Raw genomic sequence first — 16,389 nt, forward strand, 5'->3', positions numbered from 1 at the left:
GCTGCATCCGCCAGCATCGCTCCGCTCGATATGAGCTCCGGCGAATTCTTCCGCCGGGCCCGCGCCCGGCTGAACTTCGATGTGCCGCCGGGACTGACCGATGCCGACGTGCTCGCGCCGACCGGCGATTTCGGCACCGACGCCATGCTGCAGATTATCGCGAAGGAGCGCCCGGTGCGTCCCGCGGCGGTGCTGATACCGATCGTGGAGCGGGATGTGCCGACCGTGCTGCTGACCAAACGCGCCGAACATCTCAACGAACATGCCGGGCAGATATCGTTTCCAGGCGGCAAGATCGACGCAACCGACGCCTCGCCGATGGACGCGGCGTTGCGCGAGGCCGATGAGGAAATCGGACTCAAGCGCGACTTCATCGATCCTGTCGGGTATCTCGATGTCTACGCGACCGGTTTCGGCTTCCGGATATTGCCGACGCTGGCGAGGGTGCGGCCGGGATTCGATCTCACCATCAGCCCGAATGAAGTGGACGATGTGTTCGAGGTGCCGCTGGCGTTTCTGATGGACCCGGTCAATCACAAGCTCGGCAGCAAGGAATTCCGCGGGATGCAACGCTCGTTCTACGAGATGCCGTTCGAGGAGCGCTACATCTGGGGCGCGACCGCTGGCATGCTGCGCGCGCTTTACGAACGGATCTATCTTTCATGATCCGTCCTGTTCTCACCGAGATCGCGATTTTCCTCATTCCATTCGCGGTCTATGCGGTGTTTCTTTTCGCGAGCCGATCGAACGTCTGGGTCAAGTCGTCATGGCCGCTGCATGTCGTCGGCAAGCTGGCGGTCGGAGCGTTCGTGCTCGTGATCGTCAGTCTGGTGCTGCTGGCGCATTTCTCCGGCGCGCCTCCGGGCGCGACCTACACTCCGGCACGCATCGAGAACGGCAAGCTTGTTCCGGGGACCGAGAAATGAGCGCCGCCCGCGTGCTGCGTGACGCTGCGTGGCTGACGTCCGGCCCGGCCGCGAGCGTGCTCGCGCTTCTCAACGCAGATGGTGAGGAAGCCCGCGTGGTCGGCGGCGCGGTTCGTAATGCGCTGTTTGGACTGCCGGTGGGCGAGATCGACATTGCAACCACGGCGCTACCCGAGGAAGTGATCCGCCGCGCCAGGCTCGCGCATATCAAAAGTGTTCCGACCGGTGTGGAGCATGGCACGGTCACGCTGGTGATCGATGGCCAGCCTTTTGAAGTCACGACGCTGCGCGAAGATATCGAGACCTTTGGGCGCAAGGCCAAGGTCGCATTCGGGCGCGACTGGAAACGCGACGCGCTGCGCCGCGACTTCACCATCAACGGATTGTCGGTGACGCAGGACGGTGCGGTTCATGACGAGGTCGGTGGGTTGGCGGACATCGAGGCGCGGCGCGTGCGCTTCATCGGCGAGCCGTCGCAGCGTATCGCCGAGGACTATCTGCGCATCCTGCGGTTTTTCCGCATTCATGCGGCTTACGGCGAGGGCGCGCCGGATCGTGCCGGATACGAGGCCTGTATCGCCGGACGCGACGGTCTTGCCGGTCTTTCCGCCGAGCGCATCCGCATGGAAATGCTGAAGCTCGTGGTCGCGAAGGAGGCCGCATCGGCGCTGGTGATGATGGACGATGCCGGTTTGCTGCTGCGGCTGACGGCGGGTGTCGTTTATCACGGCGCGTTCGCCGGGATGATCGCCGCGGAACGCGAACTCGGTCTCGAGGCGGATCCGGTGCGTCGCCTCGGCGCGCTGACGATTGCGGTGACCGAAGATGCGAAACGCCTGTCGCAGCGCTGGCGGTTGTCCAATATCGAGACCAAGCGGCTGGATTCGATGGGCCACCGCTGGTGGCGGCTTGTCGGCATGGATGAGACCGTCGCCCAGCGGCGGTTGTATCGCCTCGGTGACGCGCGCTATCGGGACCGGATCATGCTGGCGTGGGCGCGGGCGGGGCGTGACGCAGCTTCGCCGTCATGGCGTGAGTTTGCGACGCTGCCGGATCGCTGGATGGCCCCGGCGTTCCCGCTGAAGGCGGCCGATTTCATCGCGCGCGGTATCGCCGAGGGACCGGCGCTCGGTCATGTTCTGACACTCGCCGAGGACGCCTGGCTGGCGATGCAGTTTCCGCTCGACGAGTCGGCGCTGAAAACCATCGCCGATGACACCGTCGGGCGATTCACGCGGGATCATCGGCTTTGATGTGACGGTTGCCGCCGCGACTTAGGCGAGTTCCGCCGTTTTTTTCGCGTGGTGATCCTCGTCTTCGTCCTCGTCTTCACTCTCCTCGTCTTCGTCCTGCTCATCCTCATCGTCGGAGGTGTCGATGTGAGCGACTTCGAGAACGGAGGCGGGAAGTTTTTCGCGGAACAGATCGCCTTCTTCGCCGATCCAGACGCATTCGACCAACTCGTCGGTGACTTCGGCAACGGTCAAAGCCGGACCGCCGGATTTGAGAATGACGACGTCGCCTGCTTTCAGTTCCATGATCGGCTCCTTGGTAAGGTGAGGAGCCGCAGCCTAGCCGCGCGACATGACATGCCGACAAAAGCGAGGCTGACAAAGATCTGCGGCAAAAGAAAAACCCCGGACTGTGTCCGGGGTTTTGAACTTTTCGCGCCGTGCGCTGAGATCAGCGCAGCAGGCTGAACCAGTCGAACTTGTAGTTCACGCCGACCTTGCCGGTGTGGACGCCGCCGAAGTGGCTGGTCGCCACCAGGCCCGGAGGTCCAAACGACAGATCCTTGTCGAAGCCGAGGTAGAGATACTCGGCCTTGACGCTCCACTTCGGAGCGAAAGCATATTCCCAGCCGCCGCCGACGGCGTAGCCGAACTCAAACTCGTGATCGCTGACCGTGCCGTTGCGCGACGAGCTGTCGAAGCGAGTCAGAACCGCGCCGCCCTTCACGTACAGCAGCGACTTGTCCATGACGTAGCCGAGGCGGGCAGCCCAGACGCTGTAGAGGCTTCCGGTTTCGGTTGCCGCATTCAGGGCCGTGCCAGGATAAAGGGCCGAACCCTTCAGCTTCATGTAACCGGTTTCACTTTCGTAACCGATCAGCCAGCTGGGTGAGAGCTGCAGGTTGTAGCCGCCGGTGTAACCACCGATGACGCTCGAGCCGAGGTCATACGATGTGGTTGCGCCGAGGAACGAGTCCGTCGTTCTGACCGTGTTGCCCGAAGCACCACCGATGTAGAGACCGACGTAGGATCCGGTCCAGGTGAAGACTTCGACGGGAGGAGCCTTGCGATAGATCGGGGCGGTGCCGAGATCGGCCGCGGAAGCCGCGCCTGCCAGGCTGATGCCTGCGGCCGCGAGAAGGAGAACAGCAATCTTGCGCATCGTAGCCCCTTAAAAAACATCGGTGACGGCACGATTCCGCCACACCTATGGCAGGGAAAGTACGTCGGGACGGGGATAGTCTCAAATGGATTTAAGTTGGCTGGACGGTGTCCGGAACCGTTATTTGGCGGGTGTGTTCTCTCGGTGACAGGTCGAACTCGCCAAAAACCTGCCTATTTCCTGAGCTTTCCGAACTTTATCGGCCCGCGGGACGGCTTTACGGCCATTTCACCTCGGGGGGCATGGAGGACAGGATGGAGTCGACATTGCCGCCGGTCTTGAGGCCGAAAATGGTGCCCCGGTCGTAAAGCAGGTTGAACTCGACATAGCGCCCCCGGCGCACGAGCTGTTCCTCGCGGTCCTTGGCCGTCCAGGCGTCCCCGAAATTCCGCCGCACAAGCTCCGGATAGGCCTTGGCAAAAGTCCGGCCCACCTCCTGGGTGAAGGCTAGATCGGCACTCCAGTCGCCCGAATCGAGCCAGTCGTAGAAGATCCCGCCGATGCCGCGGGCTTCCTTGCGATGGGGCAGGTAGAAATACTCGTCGCACCAGGTTTTGTATTTCTCGTAAGGCGCGACCGCTGCGTGAGCGTCGCAGGCCGATTTCATGGCAGCGTGGAAGGCCGCAGCGTCGGGGTCGTCCTGGGTTCGCCGCCGGTCGAGCACCGGCGTCAGGTCCGCGCCGCCGCCGAACCACGCCTTGGTTGTCACCACGAAGCGGGTGTTCATGTGAACCGCTGGCACATTCGGGTTGCGCGGATGCGCGATTAGCGAAATCCCCGAAGCCCAGAACCGTGGATCGTCCGCAGCCCCCGGAATCTGCGCGCGGAATTCGGGTGCGAATTCGCCGTGCACAGTCGAGCAATGCACGCCGGCTTTTTCGAACAGCCGCCCGCGCAAGACCGACATCACGCCGCCGCCGCCGGGCTTTCCCGAATGATCGGTGCGATCCCAGGGCGTGCGAACGAAATGTCCGGCATCGCCGGGATAAAGTGCTGCCGGCGCATCGGCCTCAAGCTGTTCCAGTGTCGCGCAAATCTCGTCACGCAGGTTTTCAAACCACGCGCGGGAAGTTTGCTTGCGCTCTTCAAGCATCGTGACGGGCTTTTCCAAGGGAATGCCTCCGTTATGCGCGCCTAACTCTGCGGGCCGAAATATGTGCAGCTTTCGTTGCAACTGTCGCGGTGGACGCTGACGCGGGTCACGTGCCCGGTATGCTGAACGCGCTCCCAGATAAAGCGCGTCAGATTCTCCAGCGTCGGCGGTCCCAGCGCTTCGACCTTGTTGAGCAGCTTGTGGTCGAGCATTTTCTGCACCTCGGTCATCCGCTGTTCAAGTACGCCGAGATCCATCACCATTCCCGTCGTGGGGTCCGGCCTGCCGCGAATTGAGACCTCGGCGCGGAACGAATGACCGTGAATTTCGTCGCTGGCTTCGCCCAGCGTCGTACCGGGCAGCGCGTGCGCGGCCTCGAAACGAAACGATTTCGTCAATTCCCACATCGGTCGTATCCGGTTTTATCTGATGCCAAGCGTCTTGTGCGTCTGGACGCTGAGTCGCCACTGCGGATGACGCAAACAATAATCAATTGCCGCCTGCGTGCTTTGCGCTATGTCAGGTCCATCCATCGGCTGCAACGAGAACCGCTCGAATTCCAGACCCGCGAAATCCTCGGGGGTGTTTTCTGGCTGCGGATAAACCAGTTTCAGCTCGTGACCCTTGCGGACGACAAGGTCCGATCCGGCCTTGGGGCTGACGCAGATCCAGTCGAGCCCGGGCGGCGGTTCGATGGTGCCATTGGTCTCGATCGCGATGGTGAATCCGTGCGCGTGAAGGGCGTCGATCAGCGCGGTATCGACCTGCAACAGCGGCTCGCCGCCGGTCAGAACGGCATAGCGATGATCATGCGGACCGATCCACTGCGCGGCGATGGCCGCGGCGAGGTCCTGAGCGTCCGCATACCGCCCGCCGAGCGTGCCGTCGGTTCCGACAAAATCGGTGTCGCAGAATTTGCACACGGCGGTAGCGCGATCCTGCTCGCGGCCGGTCCAGAGGTTGCACCCGCTGAATCGGCAGAACACGGCCGTGCGCCCGGCGTGGGCGCCTTCTCCCTGCAATGTCAGAAAGATTTCTTTGACCGCGTAGCTCAAGCCTTCGTTCCTTCTGGTTTGGCGTGTTTCTTAACGCGAACCGGTCCCCACTTCGCTTGAAAACACGCTGCGCGTTTGTCTGAGTGCCTCGCCAAGCGCCATCGCCACCGTCATGGCGACATTCAGGGAGCGCATTCCCGGCGCAATCGGGATCACCAGCCGTTCGTCCGCTGCGTTTACCACGTCGTCCGGAACGCCGGCGGATTCCCGGCCGAACAGCAGGATGTCGTCGTCCCGGTAGATATGATCGAGATAGGGCGTTGCCGCCTTTGTCGAAAAAAGAACCAGGCGGCTGCCCGATTTGGCCCGCCATACCTCGAAGGCGGCCCAGGAGTCGTGCCGCACGATGGTGACCTGGTCCAGATAGTCCATCCCGGCACGGCGAAAATGCCGGTCTGAAATGGGGAATCCGGCGGGCTCGATGATATGTGCCTCCACGCCGAGGCAGGCGCAGAGCCGCAGAATCGTCCCGGTGTTTTGCGGGATGTCAGGTTGAAAAAGAACGACGCGCATCGGAAAACGGCCCTTGGCCCCGGTGGACAACGTGAGGAAAAATCCCTGCGATGGGCGGTTTTAGTGCGTCGCACTAAATGTGCCCGATAGCGGGCTTGCGCTCTCTCGGCAAGGGTGCCAATAGATCGATTCTAGATCGTATGTTCCGCCCGGTTGAGTGGGACAAGTGGTCATTCTGCCACCGCGGGGGCCCGCGGGCACCGGCTTCCTCTCCCGGCGAGTGCATTGCGTCGAAGGGATGGTTCCACCGGTTGCAGTTCGGAAAGGGTTTGCAATCGTGACGTCTTCATCCTCGGCCGAGCCGACACGCCGTGATTTTCTATATGTAGCGACAGGATCCGTGGCCGCCGTCGGCGCCGCCGCAGTGGCCTGGCCGCTGATCTCCCAGATGAATCCGGACGCCTCGACCATCGCCGCCGGCGCCCCGATCGAAGTCGATCTGGCTCCGATCGCCTCCGGACAGGACATCAAGGTGTTCTGGCGCGGCAAGCCGATCTACATCATGAACCGCACCAAGAAGCAGGTCGACGAGGCGCGCGCCGTTCCCACCGCGAGCCTTCCCGATCCGCAGAGCGACCAGTCGCGCGTCAAGGAAGGCCACGATCAGTGGCTCGTGGTGATCGGCATCTGCACGCATCTGGGCTGTATCCCGATCGCGCATGAAGGCAACTATGATGGCTTCTTCTGCCCGTGCCACGGCTCGCAGTACGACAGTTCCGGCCGCATCCGCTCGGGTCCGGCGCCGTCGAACCTGCCGGTGCCGCCTTACGCCTTCGTCTCCGATACCAAAATCAAAATCGGCTAACTTTCGTTGAACCGATTGCGTCGCTTCTTCTTTGTCAGGATCGCATCATGAGCGGACCATCCAGCTACCAGCCGCAAAATCCAGTCTTGAAATGGGTTGAGCGGCGTCTCCCTCTCGGGGGACTGATCCACTCGTCATTCGTCGCCTATCCGACTCCCCGCAATCTCAACTACTGGTGGACGTTCGGCGCGATCCTTTCGATGATGCTGGGCGTCCAGATCATCACCGGCATCATCCTGGCGATGCATTACACGCCGCATGTCGATCTGGCCTTCAAGTCGGTCGAGCTGCTGGTCCGCGACGTCAACTACGGATGGCTGCTGCGCTATCTGCATTCCAACGGCGCGTCGATGTTCTTCATCGCCGTCTACATCCACATGTTCCGCGGCCTTTATTACGGGTCGTACAAGGAGCCGCGCGAGGTTCTCTGGATCCTCGGCGTCATCATCTACCTGCTGATGATGGCGACGGGCTTCATGGGTTACGTGCTGCCATGGGGCCAGATGAGCTTCTGGGGCGCCACCGTCATCACCAACCTGTTCGGCGCCATCCCTTATGTCGGCGACAGCATCGTGACGCTGCTGTGGGGCGGCTACTCCGTCGGCAACCCCACGCTGAACCGCTTCTTCTCGCTGCATTACCTGCTGCCGTTCGTGATCGCGGGCGTTGTGGTGCTGCACATCTGGGCGCTGCACGTTGCCGGTCAGAACAATCCGGCCGGCGTCGAGCCGAAGACCGAGAAGGACGTTGTGCCGTTCACGCCTTACGCGACCCTCAAGGACGCGTTCGGCATGTCCTGCTTCCTGCTGTTCTTCGCCTGGTTCATTTTCTACATCCCGAACTATCTCGGCGATCCGGACAACTACATCCCCGCCAATCCTGCGGTGACCCCGGCGCACATCGTGCCTGAGTGGTACTACCTGCCGTTCTACGCGATCCTGCGCTCGATCCCGAACAAGCTCGCCGGCGTTATCGCGATGTTCTCGGCGATCCTCGTGCTGGCGTTCCTGCCATGGCTCGACAGCGCACGGACGCGCTCGTCGAAGTATCGCCCGCTCGCCAAGCAGTTCTTCTGGATCTTCGTGCTGGTCTGCCTGCTGCTCGGCTGGCTCGGCGCCAAGCCCGCGGAAGGCATCTACGTCATTGCCGGCCGCGTCCTGACGTTCTGCTATTTCGCCTACTTCCTGATCGTGCTGCCTGTTCTCAGCCGCATCGAGAAGGCGCGTCCCTTGCCGAATTCGATCGCCGAAGACGTGCTGCGGAAAACCGGCTCGACGAAAGCGCCGATGGTCTCCAGCATGATCGCGATTGCGGTCGGCGGCGCACTGCTGCTGGGCGCTGCCGGCACGGCGCGCGCAGCGGACGATTCGCATGGACTGACGCCGCCCTCGCTGAAGTGGTCGTTTGCCGGTCCTCGCGGCAAGTTCGACCAGGGCCAGTTGCAGCGCGGCCTGAAGATCTACAAGGAAGTCTGCGCCTCCTGCCACGGCCTGTCCTATGTCGCCTTTCGCAACCTGAGCGACGCGGGCGGTCCGGGCTATTCGCCGGCGCAGGCCGCTGCCTTCGCCTCCGAGTACAAGGTCAAGGACGGTCCGAACGATGCGGGCGACATGTTCGAGCGCCCCGGCCGTCCGGCCGACTACTTCCCGTCGCCGTTCCCGAACGAACAGGCGGCCCGCGCAGCCAATGGCGGCGCCTATCCGCCGGACCTGTCGCTGATCGCCAAGGCCCGTGGATATGAGCGTGGATTTCCGCAGTTCATTTTCGACGCCTTCATCCAGTTTCAGGAGAAGGGACCGAACTACATCGACGCTCTGATGCAGGGCTATGAGGACAAGGCGCCGGCCGGCTTCGCGCTGCCGGAGGGGTCGTACTACAACAAGTATTTCCCCGGCCACGCGATCAAGATGCCGAAGCCGCTCAATGATGGTCAGGTGACGTTCGATGACGGATCGCCGGCGACCGTGCAGCAGTACGCCAAGGATGTTTCCGCGTTCCTGATGTGGACCGCCGAGCCGCATCTCGAGGCCCGCAAGCGCCTCGGACTGCAGGTCATGATCTTCCTGATCGTGCTGTCGGGTCTGCTCTACTTCACCAAGAAGAAAGTCTGGGCCGACGCCCACTGATCTTTCTTGAAATCTGAATTGCGAAAGGCCCCTCACGAGGGGCCTTTTTGCTGCGCCAATGCTTCGATGCAGCATGACACTCCAGGGCAATCCGCAAGGCTGGCGTCCCGCGATCCGCTCCACTAACCTTGGCAATCCGGGGCTGGGCTGGGGGGCACATGACGGGCGCACCGATCGACGACATTCTGCTGAATATCAATCCGACGGGCCAGCTTGTGCTCGGCGGTGTGCTTGCGCTCATCATCTACGGCGTAGCGCTCGATCTGCGGATCGACGACTTCATCGAGGTATTTCGCAAGCCGGTCGCACCGCTGGCCGGGCTTCTTGCTCAGCTTGCGATCCTTCCGGCGGTGACATGGGCGATCACCATGCTGCTGAAACCGCAGCCGAGCATCGCGCTTGGAATGATGGTGGTGGCCGCGTGCCCCGGCGGAAACATCTCCAACCTCATCACCCACATGGCGCGCGGCAACACCGCGCTGTCGATCAGCATGACCGGCGTCTCCAGCCTGCTGGCGATCGTGACCACGCCGCTCAACATCCTGTTCTGGGCTGCGCTCAATCCGGATACCGCAGCACTGCTGCGGCAGGTCAGCATCGAGCCGCTGTCGTTCCTGGGCTCGACGATGGCGATCCTCGGGCTGCCGATGGCTCTCGGTCTCGCGACGGTGCACTACTGGCCGCGCCTCGGCCATCTGCTGCGACGTCCGTTGCAGATCTTGTCCTTCCTGTTTCTGGTGGCGTTCATCGGCGGCGCGATCTTCACCAACGCGCGCTATCTCACAACCTTCGTGACGTCGATCCTGCCGTTCGTTGTGCTTCACAACGCCATTGCGATTGCGCTCGGGTGGGGCACCGCGCGCGTGCTCGGCCTGAGCAACTACGACACGCGCGCCATGACCATTGAAGTCAGCATGCACAATTCGGGGCTCGGCCTCGCACTGATCCTCAACCAGTTCGAGGGTGTCGGCGGCGCGGCGCTGGTCGCGGCAGGGTGGGGCGTCTGGCATCTGATTTCCGGATGGGCGCTGGCGGCGTGGTGGAAGCGCCGCGATCCGCATCCGGCCGGGTACATGAGTCAACGCACGGACACGGTGGCATGAGCGAGGCGGATGTGGGATTTGAAGCCATGAAAGGCGGCGTGCTGGTTACCGGCGCGGCGGGTTTCATCGGCAAATCGCTGATCGCCGAACTGGCACGGGGCGGCGCGAACTCGGAAGTCATTGCGCTGGACATGCGCGAAGTGGTCGCCCATGAGCGGCTGCCGAATGTCACCTATGTGACCGCGGACATTCGCGATCCGGCGCTCAGGGAGATTTTCCTGAAATATCGTCCGCAAACCGTGGTGCATCTGGCCTCGGTGGTTGCGGTCGGCGGCGACGAGCAACGCGACTGGGAAATCGACGTGCTCGGCACCAAGAATGTGCTGCAATCGTCGCTCGACGCCAGCGTCGAGCATCTGATCGTCACGTCGAGCGGCTCGGCCTACGGCTATCACGCCGACAATCCGGTGCCGTTGCACGAGGACGATCCGCTGCGCGGCAATCCGGATTTCCCTTACGCGCGCAACAAGCTCGAAGTGGAGGAAATGCTGATTGAATGGCACGATCTGCATGCGCATCTCCAGCAGACCGTGTTCCGGCCCTGCACGGTGCTGGGTCCCACGACGAACAACCAGATCACTGCGATCTTCGAGCGTCCCGTGGTGGTGGGTGTCGGCGGCACCGTGACGCCGTTCTCGCTGATTTCCGATGCGGACGTGGTCGCAGCACTGGTGCAGGCCGTGCGCCATCCGAGACCAGGCACCTACAATCTTGCCGGGGACGGCACGCTGAGCCTGCGGGACATCGCGAAACTGAACAACAAGCCGTATGTTGCCATTCCGCCCGTGGTTCTGAAAGCGGCGCTGTGGCTGCTGCATCTTCTTCGCGTCACGAAACTCGGTCCCGGGCACGCCAAGTTCATCCAGTACCGTCCGGTGCTCTCCAACGAGAAGCTCAAGACGGAGTTCGGATTCGCGCCACGCTACAACGCGCTCGAAGTATTCGAGCGGTATCGCGCCGGACGCGCGGAGCATGTGAAATGACCACGCTTGTCATTGGCGCAGGTCCGGCGGGCCTCGCCGCCGTCAAAAGCCTTAAAGCAGCCGGTCTGCCGGTGAAGTGCGTCGAGAAGAACGCGGACGTTGGCGGGCAGTGGCTCTACGGCGCAGCACCTAGCGCGGTTTATGCCTCGACCCATCTGATTTCCTCGAAGCGCACCACGGCCTATGCGGATTTCCCGATGCCGGAGGACTGGCCGGCCTATCCCGGACATGCGCAGGTGTCGGAATATTTCAAATCCTTCGCCAGGCATTTCGATCTTTACCCTTCGATCAGCCTCAACACGGATGTGCAGAAGATTGAGCAGCGCGACGGGAGCTGGCGCGCGACACTCAGTGACGGCACTGCGGACGACTATGAAAGCGTCATTTTCGCCAACGGCCATCTCAGCGATCCGCTGAAGCCGAAAATTCCCGGTGAGTTCAGCGGCACGCTGATACACGCGAAGGACTACAAGACCGCCGACATTTTCGAGGGCAAGCGCGTGCTGGTGGTCGGCATGGGCAACACCGGCTGCGATATCGTGGTCGATGCCATTCACCGGGCGAAGAAGGTGCTGTGGAGCGTGCGCGGAGGCAATCATTTCGTGCCGAAGTTCCTCGCCGGAAAACCCGCCGACGAAGGTAACCACAAGCCGAAACGTTTCATCATTCCGAAGCGTTTGCGCTCGATGCTGCATGAGCCGATCCTGCGGTTTATGGTCGGACCGCCGGAACGCTTCGGTCTGCCGAAGCCGGAACACCGGCTGTACGACAAGACGCCGATCGTCAATTCGCTGGTGCTCCAGCATCTCGGGCAGGGCGATGTCGCCTTGCGCAAGCCGATCCGGGAGTTTCGCGGCGATACCGTTGTTTTCAGTGACGGTCAGGAAGATCAGGTCGATCTCGTGCTGCTTGCGACGGGTTACGAGATCACGTTTCCATTTCTGGAAGACCTCAGCGAACTGAACTGGCAGCCGGAGAGCAACGCGCCGCGCCTGTATCTCAACATCTTCCCGTCACGCGAGAACGGGCTTTTCGTCGCGGGATTGCTTGAAGGCGCGGGCGTCGGCTGGCCGGGCCGCGCATTGCAGGCCGATCTGATTGCCGCCTATATCAAGGCGCAGAAGGAAAGCGCCGATACAACCGCGGATTTCCGCGACAGGATCGCCGCATTTTACGCAAGGCCGCCGAACAAGAACCGCGGGGAACACGGGATTTTTGTCGACTTCCTGCAATACAAACGTGATCTCGAGAAGGCCATCGCGAGCTTGAGCGTCGCTTCGCCCGCGGTATAAGACAATCAAAGCGTTCCGGAGGACATCATGGGCACCACCATCACTTTCAAGCGTCCCGACGGCAAGGATGCCAAGGGTTATCTCGCCAATGCCGCGCGCGGCAATGCGCCGGGCGTTGTCGTCATCCAGGAGTGGTGGGGCCTGTCCGAGAACATCAAGGGACTTGTCGACCGCTTCGCCGTTGCCGGTTTCGATGCCCTTGCGCCCGATCTCTATGACGGCGTCGTCGTGCCGTATCACGATGCGGACGCGGCAGGCAAAGAGATGAACTCGCTGAATTTCATCGAGGCGACGGAGCAGAACGTGCGCGGCGCGGTGCAGTATCTGAAGCGCAACGGGGCCAAGGTCGGCCTCACCGGCTTCTGCATGGGCGGCGCGGTGACCATCATCGGTGCTGCGAAAATTCCTGAACTGAGCGCAGGCGTCGCGTTCTACGGCATTCCGCCGGAGCAGGCCGCGAAGCCTGCCGATATCAAGATTCCGCTCCAGGGCCACTTCGCCAACAAGGATGACTGGTGCACGCCGGCGGCGGTGGACGCGTTCGAGAAGGCGATGCGAAACGTCGGACATGAGTTCGAGGCGTTTCGTTATGACGCCGATCATGCCTTCGTGAACGAGGAACGTGCCTCGGTGCATGACCGCCAAGCCGCCGAACTCGCCTGGGGCCGCGCCACGGACTTTTTCAAGAAGCATCTGGGGTAAATGTTCACCATCTCCGACCTGCGCCGGCAGCCTGCGTTCTTCGACGCGGTTGCCGATCGCATCTGGCGGGCATGGTGGAAGGAGCGGGGATTTCCGGCGGATTACATCACCGGCCGCCTGAAGGAAAACATGACCCCGTCGCCGATCCCGTTCGCGCTGGTGGCGCATCGGGGCGATACGTTTCTGGGCACGGCGTCGGTCATCACGTCCGACCTTGAGGATCTTCCGCAATATTCGCCATGGGTGGCGGCGGTCTGGGTCGACCCGAAATTCCGGATGCAGGAGATCGGAACGGCGCTGGTCGGGCGCGCGGCGGAGGACGCTTTCGCGCTCAATGTCCGGCGGGTCTATCTTTGCGCCCAGAAGGAAAGACGGCGCTTCTATACCCGGCAGGGGTGGGCCCCGATCGAGGAGAATGTCGGGGAGCGGAAGGTCACGGTTTTTGTCAAGCAAGCCGGGCCTTGACATCATCCCCCGCGGGTGATGATTTGCCCGCCATGAGCACCCTGGCCCTCCCGAACCGTCTTTGGTGGCGCACCTTCTGAAGGTGGCCGGTGCGATTTCTTTTATCACAATCGTCGAGGCCGTCATCGCAGAGCGACGGCCTTTTCGTTTGTCCTGTGTGGCGTTCCTCCAGCAAGTTTCGTAAGAGGACCAGATGAACAGGACGCTTTTTTCCCTTCCCGCCGAGAGTGAATACCGGACCGCCCGGGGCCTCGATGTGGCGCGTTCGGTGGCGCATTTCACCGGGGGCACGGCGCTCGACCGGCTGATCGAGCAACTCGATACCCGCCGCGGTGTGGTGCTGTCGTCGGGCACCACGGTGCCGGGCCGCTATGAGAGCTTCGATCTCGGCTTTTCCGATCCGCCGCTGCGGCTGGAATCCACGGGCACGGATTTTGTCATCGAGGCGTTGAATGCGCGCGGCAAGGTGCTGGTGGCGTTTCTCGGCGCGACCCTGAACGAGCCCTGCGCGGTCATTACGGAGAAGAGCGCGACGCGCCTCGTAGGTCATATCGTGCGCGGCGATGCACCGGTGGACGAGGACCAGCGCACGCGGCGCGCCTCGGTGGTGTCGCTGGTGCGGGACATTATCGCGGCGCTCAATTCTCCGAATGACGGGTTGCTCGGCCTGTTCGGCGCGTTCGCCTACGACCTCGTCTTTCAGTTCGAGGATCTCAAGCAGAAGCGCGCGCGAGAAAAAGATCAACGCGATATCGTACTGTTCATTCCCGATCGCATCCTGGCCTATGATCGCGCCACCGGACGCGGCGTCATCCTGAGTTACGAGTTCGCGTGGAACGGCCAATCGACCAAGGGTCTTGAGCGCGAAACTCCGGAAAGCGTCTACGCCAGGACAAAGCGCGAAGGCTTTGCCGATCACGCGCCCGGCGTCTATCAGGCCACCGTCGAAACCGCACGCAAGGCGTTCGCGCGCGGCGATCTGTTCGAGGCGGTGCCGGGGCAGTTGTTCGCTGAGCCGTGCGAACGCACGCCAGCCGAAGTGTTCCAGCGCCTGTGCAAGATCAATCCGTCGCCTTACGGCGCACTGATCAATCTCGGCGACGGTGAATTCCTGGTGGCGGCGTCGCCGGAAATGTTCGTGCGCTCCGACGGGCGGCGGATCGAGACGTGTCCGATTTCGGGCACCATCGCGCGCGGTGTCGATGCCATCAGCGACGCGAAACAGATTCAGGAATTGCTGAATTCGCAAAAAGACGAATTCGAACTCAACATGTGCACCGACGTCGACCGCAACGACAAGGCGCGCGTCTGCGTGCCGGGCTCGATCAAGGTTCTGGCGCGGCGGCAGATCGAGACTTATTCCAAGCTGTTTCACACCGTCGATCATGTTGAGGGCATGTTGCGCCCGGGATTCGACGCGCTCGACGGTTTCCTCACCCACGCCTGGGCTGTGACGGTTACCGGCGCGCCGAAGCTGTGGGCGATGCAGTTCGTCGAAGACAACGAGCGTTCGTCGCGCCGCTGGTATGCCGGCGCGCTGGGCTTTCTGGGGTTCGACGGCAGCATCAACACGGGCCTCACCATCCGTACCATCCGCATGAAGGATGGCCTCGCGGAAGTCCGCGTCGGCGCGACGCTGCTGTTCGATAGCGATCCGGTTGCGGAAGAGAAGGAATGCCAGACCAAGGCCGCGGCGCTGTTTCAGGCGTTGCGTGGCGATCCGCCAAAGCCTCTGTCGGCGCTGGCGCCGGATGCGACCGGCTCTGGCAAGAAGGTGTTGCTGATCGACCATGAAGACTCGTTCGTGCACATGCTGGCGGATTATTTCCGTCAGGTCGGCGCGACCGTCAGCGTCACCCGGCACAATCACGCACTCGAACTGCTGAAGACCGAAACATACGATCTGCTGGTGCTGTCACCGGGTCCCGGTCGTCCTGAAGATTTCGGGATCTCGAAATTTATCGGGGCAGCGCTGGAGAAGAAGTTGCCGGTGTTCGGCGTCTGCCTCGGCGTGCAGGCCATTGGCGAATACTTTGGCGGCAAGCTCGGACAACTTGCGATGCCGGCGCATGGCCGTCCGTCGCGGGTTCAGGTACGCGGCGGTACGCTGATGGGCAATCTTCCCAATGAGGTCGTCATCGGCCGCTATCATTCGCTCTATGTCGAGCGCGACGGGATGCCGGATGTGTTGGAGATCACCGCCAGCACGGAGGACGGCATTGCCATGGCGATCGAGCACAAGACTTTGCCCGTCGGCGGCGTGCAATTTCACCCGGAATCGCTGATGTCGCTCGAAGGCAATGTCGGATTGAGGATCGTGGAAAACGCGTTCAGGCTCGGCCGGCAGGCCAATGCCTGAACGATGTGTGATGATGTAATTGAAAGACGCCATATGACACTTGAAGATGATTTGAAAGCGACGGTCCGCGCCATTCCGGACTATCCGAAGCCCGGAATCATATTCCGGGATATCACCACGCTGCTCGGCAACGCGTGGGCGTTCCGCCGTGCGGTGGACGAACTGGTGCAGCCGTGGGCCGGCTCCAAGATCGACAAGGTTGCGGGCATGGAAGCGCGCGGCTTCATTCTCGGCGGCGCGGTGGCGCATCAGGTGTCGGCGGGTTTCGTGCCGATCCGTAAGAAGGGCAAGCTGCCGCACACCACCGTCCGGATCGCTTACTCGCTGGAATACGGTCTGGATGAAATGGAAATGCATGCCGACGCCATCAAGCCCGGCGAGCGCGTGATCCTGATCGACGATCTGATCGCCACGGGTGGTACGGCGGAGGGCGCCGTGAAACTACTGCGCCAGATCGGTGCGGATGTGGTGGCGGCGTGTTTCATCATCGACCTGCCGGAACTCGGCGGAGCGGCCAAGCTGCGCGCGATGGACGTGCCGGTGCGCACGCTGATGACATTCGACGGACACTGA

General features: G+C 62.2%; 18 protein-coding genes. 12 read left to right on the forward strand and 6 right to left on the reverse strand.

Annotation, left to right across the window (positions count from 1 at the left end; all coding sequences use genetic code 11):
- Window positions 1-30 precede the first annotated feature (30 nt).
- Genes AC1RKJ_RS17045 through AC1RKJ_RS17055 form a run of 3 tightly spaced genes read left to right on the forward strand, consistent with a single transcriptional unit; the run spans window position 31 to window position 2,179 of the window.
- Window positions 31-666 carry a CoA pyrophosphatase gene (locus tag AC1RKJ_RS17045; RefSeq protein ID WP_492792781.1) on the forward strand — a complete coding sequence of 212 codons (636 nt, stop codon included), beginning with the start codon at window positions 31-33 and terminating at the stop codon, window positions 664-666.
- A complete protein-coding gene (locus tag AC1RKJ_RS17050) occupies window positions 663-926 on the forward strand; it encodes a DUF6111 family protein (protein ID WP_492792098.1) in 264 nt (87 codons plus the stop codon). Before AC1RKJ_RS17045 ends, AC1RKJ_RS17050 begins: the two co-directional genes overlap by 4 nt.
- Window positions 923-2,179, forward strand: a complete 1,257-nt coding sequence (locus AC1RKJ_RS17055; protein ID WP_492792099.1) for a CCA tRNA nucleotidyltransferase — start codon at window positions 923-925, stop codon at window positions 2,177-2,179. The genes AC1RKJ_RS17050 and AC1RKJ_RS17055 overlap by 4 nt, the downstream gene beginning before the upstream one ends.
- Window positions 2,180-2,200: 21 nt before the next feature.
- Here AC1RKJ_RS17055 and AC1RKJ_RS17060 read toward each other — a convergent pair whose 3' ends face one another.
- The 6 genes from AC1RKJ_RS17060 to AC1RKJ_RS17085 form a co-directional block, all read right to left on the reverse strand.
- Window positions 2,201-2,464: a YodC family protein gene (locus AC1RKJ_RS17060; protein ID WP_492792100.1), complete on the reverse strand. Its 264-nt coding sequence runs from the start codon at window positions 2,462-2,464 to the stop codon at window positions 2,201-2,203.
- 145 nt (window positions 2,465-2,609) lie between these two features.
- On the reverse strand, window positions 2,610-3,320 hold the full coding sequence (locus AC1RKJ_RS17065; protein ID WP_492792101.1) for an outer membrane protein: 711 nt from the start codon (window positions 3,318-3,320) through the stop codon (window positions 2,610-2,612).
- Window positions 3,321-3,537: 217 nt separating this feature from the next.
- Window positions 3,538-4,413 carry an oxygen-dependent coproporphyrinogen oxidase gene (gene hemF / locus AC1RKJ_RS17070; RefSeq protein ID WP_492792782.1) on the reverse strand — a complete coding sequence of 292 codons (876 nt, stop codon included), beginning with the start codon at window positions 4,411-4,413 and terminating at the stop codon, window positions 3,538-3,540.
- 41 nt (window positions 4,414-4,454) lie between these two features.
- Window positions 4,455-4,820: a 6-pyruvoyl trahydropterin synthase family protein gene (locus tag AC1RKJ_RS17075; protein WP_492792102.1), complete on the reverse strand. Its 366-nt coding sequence runs from the start codon at window positions 4,818-4,820 to the stop codon at window positions 4,455-4,457.
- A gap of 15 nt (window positions 4,821-4,835) precedes the next feature.
- A complete protein-coding gene (queE, locus tag AC1RKJ_RS17080; protein ID WP_492792103.1) occupies window positions 4,836-5,468 on the reverse strand; it encodes a 7-carboxy-7-deazaguanine synthase in 633 nt (210 codons plus the stop codon).
- Between the two features lie 30 nt (window positions 5,469-5,498).
- Entirely contained in the window at window positions 5,499-5,981 is a 483-nt protein-coding gene (locus tag AC1RKJ_RS17085; RefSeq protein ID WP_492792783.1) for a tRNA (cytidine(34)-2'-O)-methyltransferase, read from the reverse strand.
- A gap of 274 nt (window positions 5,982-6,255) precedes the next feature.
- On the opposite strand from AC1RKJ_RS17085, the gene petA reads away from it, so the two are divergent.
- The 9 genes from petA (at window position 6,256) to AC1RKJ_RS17130 (ending at window position 16,389) form a co-directional block, all read left to right on the forward strand.
- Window positions 6,256-6,786: a ubiquinol-cytochrome c reductase iron-sulfur subunit gene (gene petA, locus AC1RKJ_RS17090; protein ID WP_492792784.1), complete on the forward strand. Its 531-nt coding sequence runs from the start codon at window positions 6,256-6,258 to the stop codon at window positions 6,784-6,786.
- A gap of 47 nt (window positions 6,787-6,833) precedes the next feature.
- A complete protein-coding gene (locus AC1RKJ_RS17095; protein ID WP_492792104.1) occupies window positions 6,834-8,912 on the forward strand; it encodes a cytochrome c1 in 2,079 nt (692 codons plus the stop codon).
- A gap of 158 nt (window positions 8,913-9,070) precedes the next feature.
- The gene (locus AC1RKJ_RS17100) at window positions 9,071-10,015 is read left to right on the forward strand and encodes a bile acid:sodium symporter family protein (protein WP_492792105.1); all 945 of its coding nucleotides are present in this window, start codon (window positions 9,071-9,073) and stop codon (window positions 10,013-10,015) included.
- On the forward strand, window positions 10,012-10,998 hold the full coding sequence (locus tag AC1RKJ_RS17105) for an NAD-dependent epimerase/dehydratase family protein (RefSeq protein WP_492792106.1): 987 nt from the start codon (window positions 10,012-10,014) through the stop codon (window positions 10,996-10,998). The genes AC1RKJ_RS17100 and AC1RKJ_RS17105 overlap by 4 nt, the downstream gene beginning before the upstream one ends.
- Window positions 10,995-12,290 carry a flavin-containing monooxygenase gene (locus AC1RKJ_RS17110; protein WP_492792107.1) on the forward strand — a complete coding sequence of 432 codons (1,296 nt, stop codon included), beginning with the start codon at window positions 10,995-10,997 and terminating at the stop codon, window positions 12,288-12,290. Before AC1RKJ_RS17105 ends, AC1RKJ_RS17110 begins: the two co-directional genes overlap by 4 nt.
- Window positions 12,291-12,317: 27 nt before the next feature.
- Window positions 12,318-12,992: a dienelactone hydrolase family protein gene (locus tag AC1RKJ_RS17115; RefSeq protein WP_492792108.1), complete on the forward strand. Its 675-nt coding sequence runs from the start codon at window positions 12,318-12,320 to the stop codon at window positions 12,990-12,992.
- Window positions 12,993-13,457: a GNAT family N-acetyltransferase gene (locus AC1RKJ_RS17120; RefSeq protein WP_492792109.1), complete on the forward strand. Its 465-nt coding sequence runs from the start codon at window positions 12,993-12,995 to the stop codon at window positions 13,455-13,457.
- 193 nt (window positions 13,458-13,650) lie between these two features.
- Entirely contained in the window at window positions 13,651-15,816 is a 2,166-nt protein-coding gene (locus tag AC1RKJ_RS17125; RefSeq protein ID WP_492792110.1) for an anthranilate synthase component I, read from the forward strand.
- A gap of 33 nt (window positions 15,817-15,849) precedes the next feature.
- Complete coding sequence (locus AC1RKJ_RS17130) at window positions 15,850-16,389, forward strand: adenine phosphoribosyltransferase (RefSeq protein WP_492792111.1); 540 nt, start codon at window positions 15,850-15,852, stop codon at window positions 16,387-16,389.

It is taken from the genome of Afipia sp. GW822-FHT04G07, from assembly GCF_058800765.1.

Bases quoted from the DNA above. Each gene is read 5' to 3' on its own strand.
- AC1RKJ_RS17045 (WP_492792781.1), top strand. From the start codon at position 31: ATGAGCTCCGGCGAATTCTTCCGCCGGGCCCGCGCCCGGCTGAACTTC.
- AC1RKJ_RS17050 (WP_492792098.1), top strand. From the start codon at position 663: ATGATCCGTCCTGTTCTCACCGAGATCGCGATTTTCCTCATTCCATTC.
- AC1RKJ_RS17055 (WP_492792099.1), top strand. From the start codon at position 923: ATGAGCGCCGCCCGCGTGCTGCGTGACGCTGCGTGGCTGACGTCCGGC.
- AC1RKJ_RS17060 (WP_492792100.1), bottom strand. From the start codon at position 2,464: ATGGAACTGAAAGCAGGCGACGTCGTCATTCTCAAATCCGGCGGTCCG.
- AC1RKJ_RS17065 (WP_492792101.1), bottom strand. From the start codon at position 3,320: ATGCGCAAGATTGCTGTTCTCCTTCTCGCGGCCGCAGGCATCAGCCTG.
- hemF (WP_492792782.1), bottom strand. From the start codon at position 4,413: ATGCTTGAAGAGCGCAAGCAAACTTCCCGCGCGTGGTTTGAAAACCTG.
- AC1RKJ_RS17075 (WP_492792102.1), bottom strand. From the start codon at position 4,820: ATGTGGGAATTGACGAAATCGTTTCGTTTCGAGGCCGCGCACGCGCTG.
- AC1RKJ_RS17085 (WP_492792783.1), bottom strand. From the start codon at position 5,981: ATGCGCGTCGTTCTTTTTCAACCTGACATCCCGCAAAACACCGGGACG.
- AC1RKJ_RS17095 (WP_492792104.1), top strand. From the start codon at position 6,834: ATGAGCGGACCATCCAGCTACCAGCCGCAAAATCCAGTCTTGAAATGG.
- AC1RKJ_RS17100 (WP_492792105.1), top strand. From the start codon at position 9,071: ATGACGGGCGCACCGATCGACGACATTCTGCTGAATATCAATCCGACG.
- AC1RKJ_RS17105 (WP_492792106.1), top strand. From the start codon at position 10,012: ATGAGCGAGGCGGATGTGGGATTTGAAGCCATGAAAGGCGGCGTGCTG.
- AC1RKJ_RS17110 (WP_492792107.1), top strand. From the start codon at position 10,995: ATGACCACGCTTGTCATTGGCGCAGGTCCGGCGGGCCTCGCCGCCGTC.
- AC1RKJ_RS17115 (WP_492792108.1), top strand. From the start codon at position 12,318: ATGGGCACCACCATCACTTTCAAGCGTCCCGACGGCAAGGATGCCAAG.
- AC1RKJ_RS17120 (WP_492792109.1), top strand. From the start codon at position 12,993: ATGTTCACCATCTCCGACCTGCGCCGGCAGCCTGCGTTCTTCGACGCG.
- AC1RKJ_RS17125 (WP_492792110.1), top strand. From the start codon at position 13,651: ATGAACAGGACGCTTTTTTCCCTTCCCGCCGAGAGTGAATACCGGACC.
- AC1RKJ_RS17130 (WP_492792111.1), top strand. From the start codon at position 15,850: ATGACACTTGAAGATGATTTGAAAGCGACGGTCCGCGCCATTCCGGAC.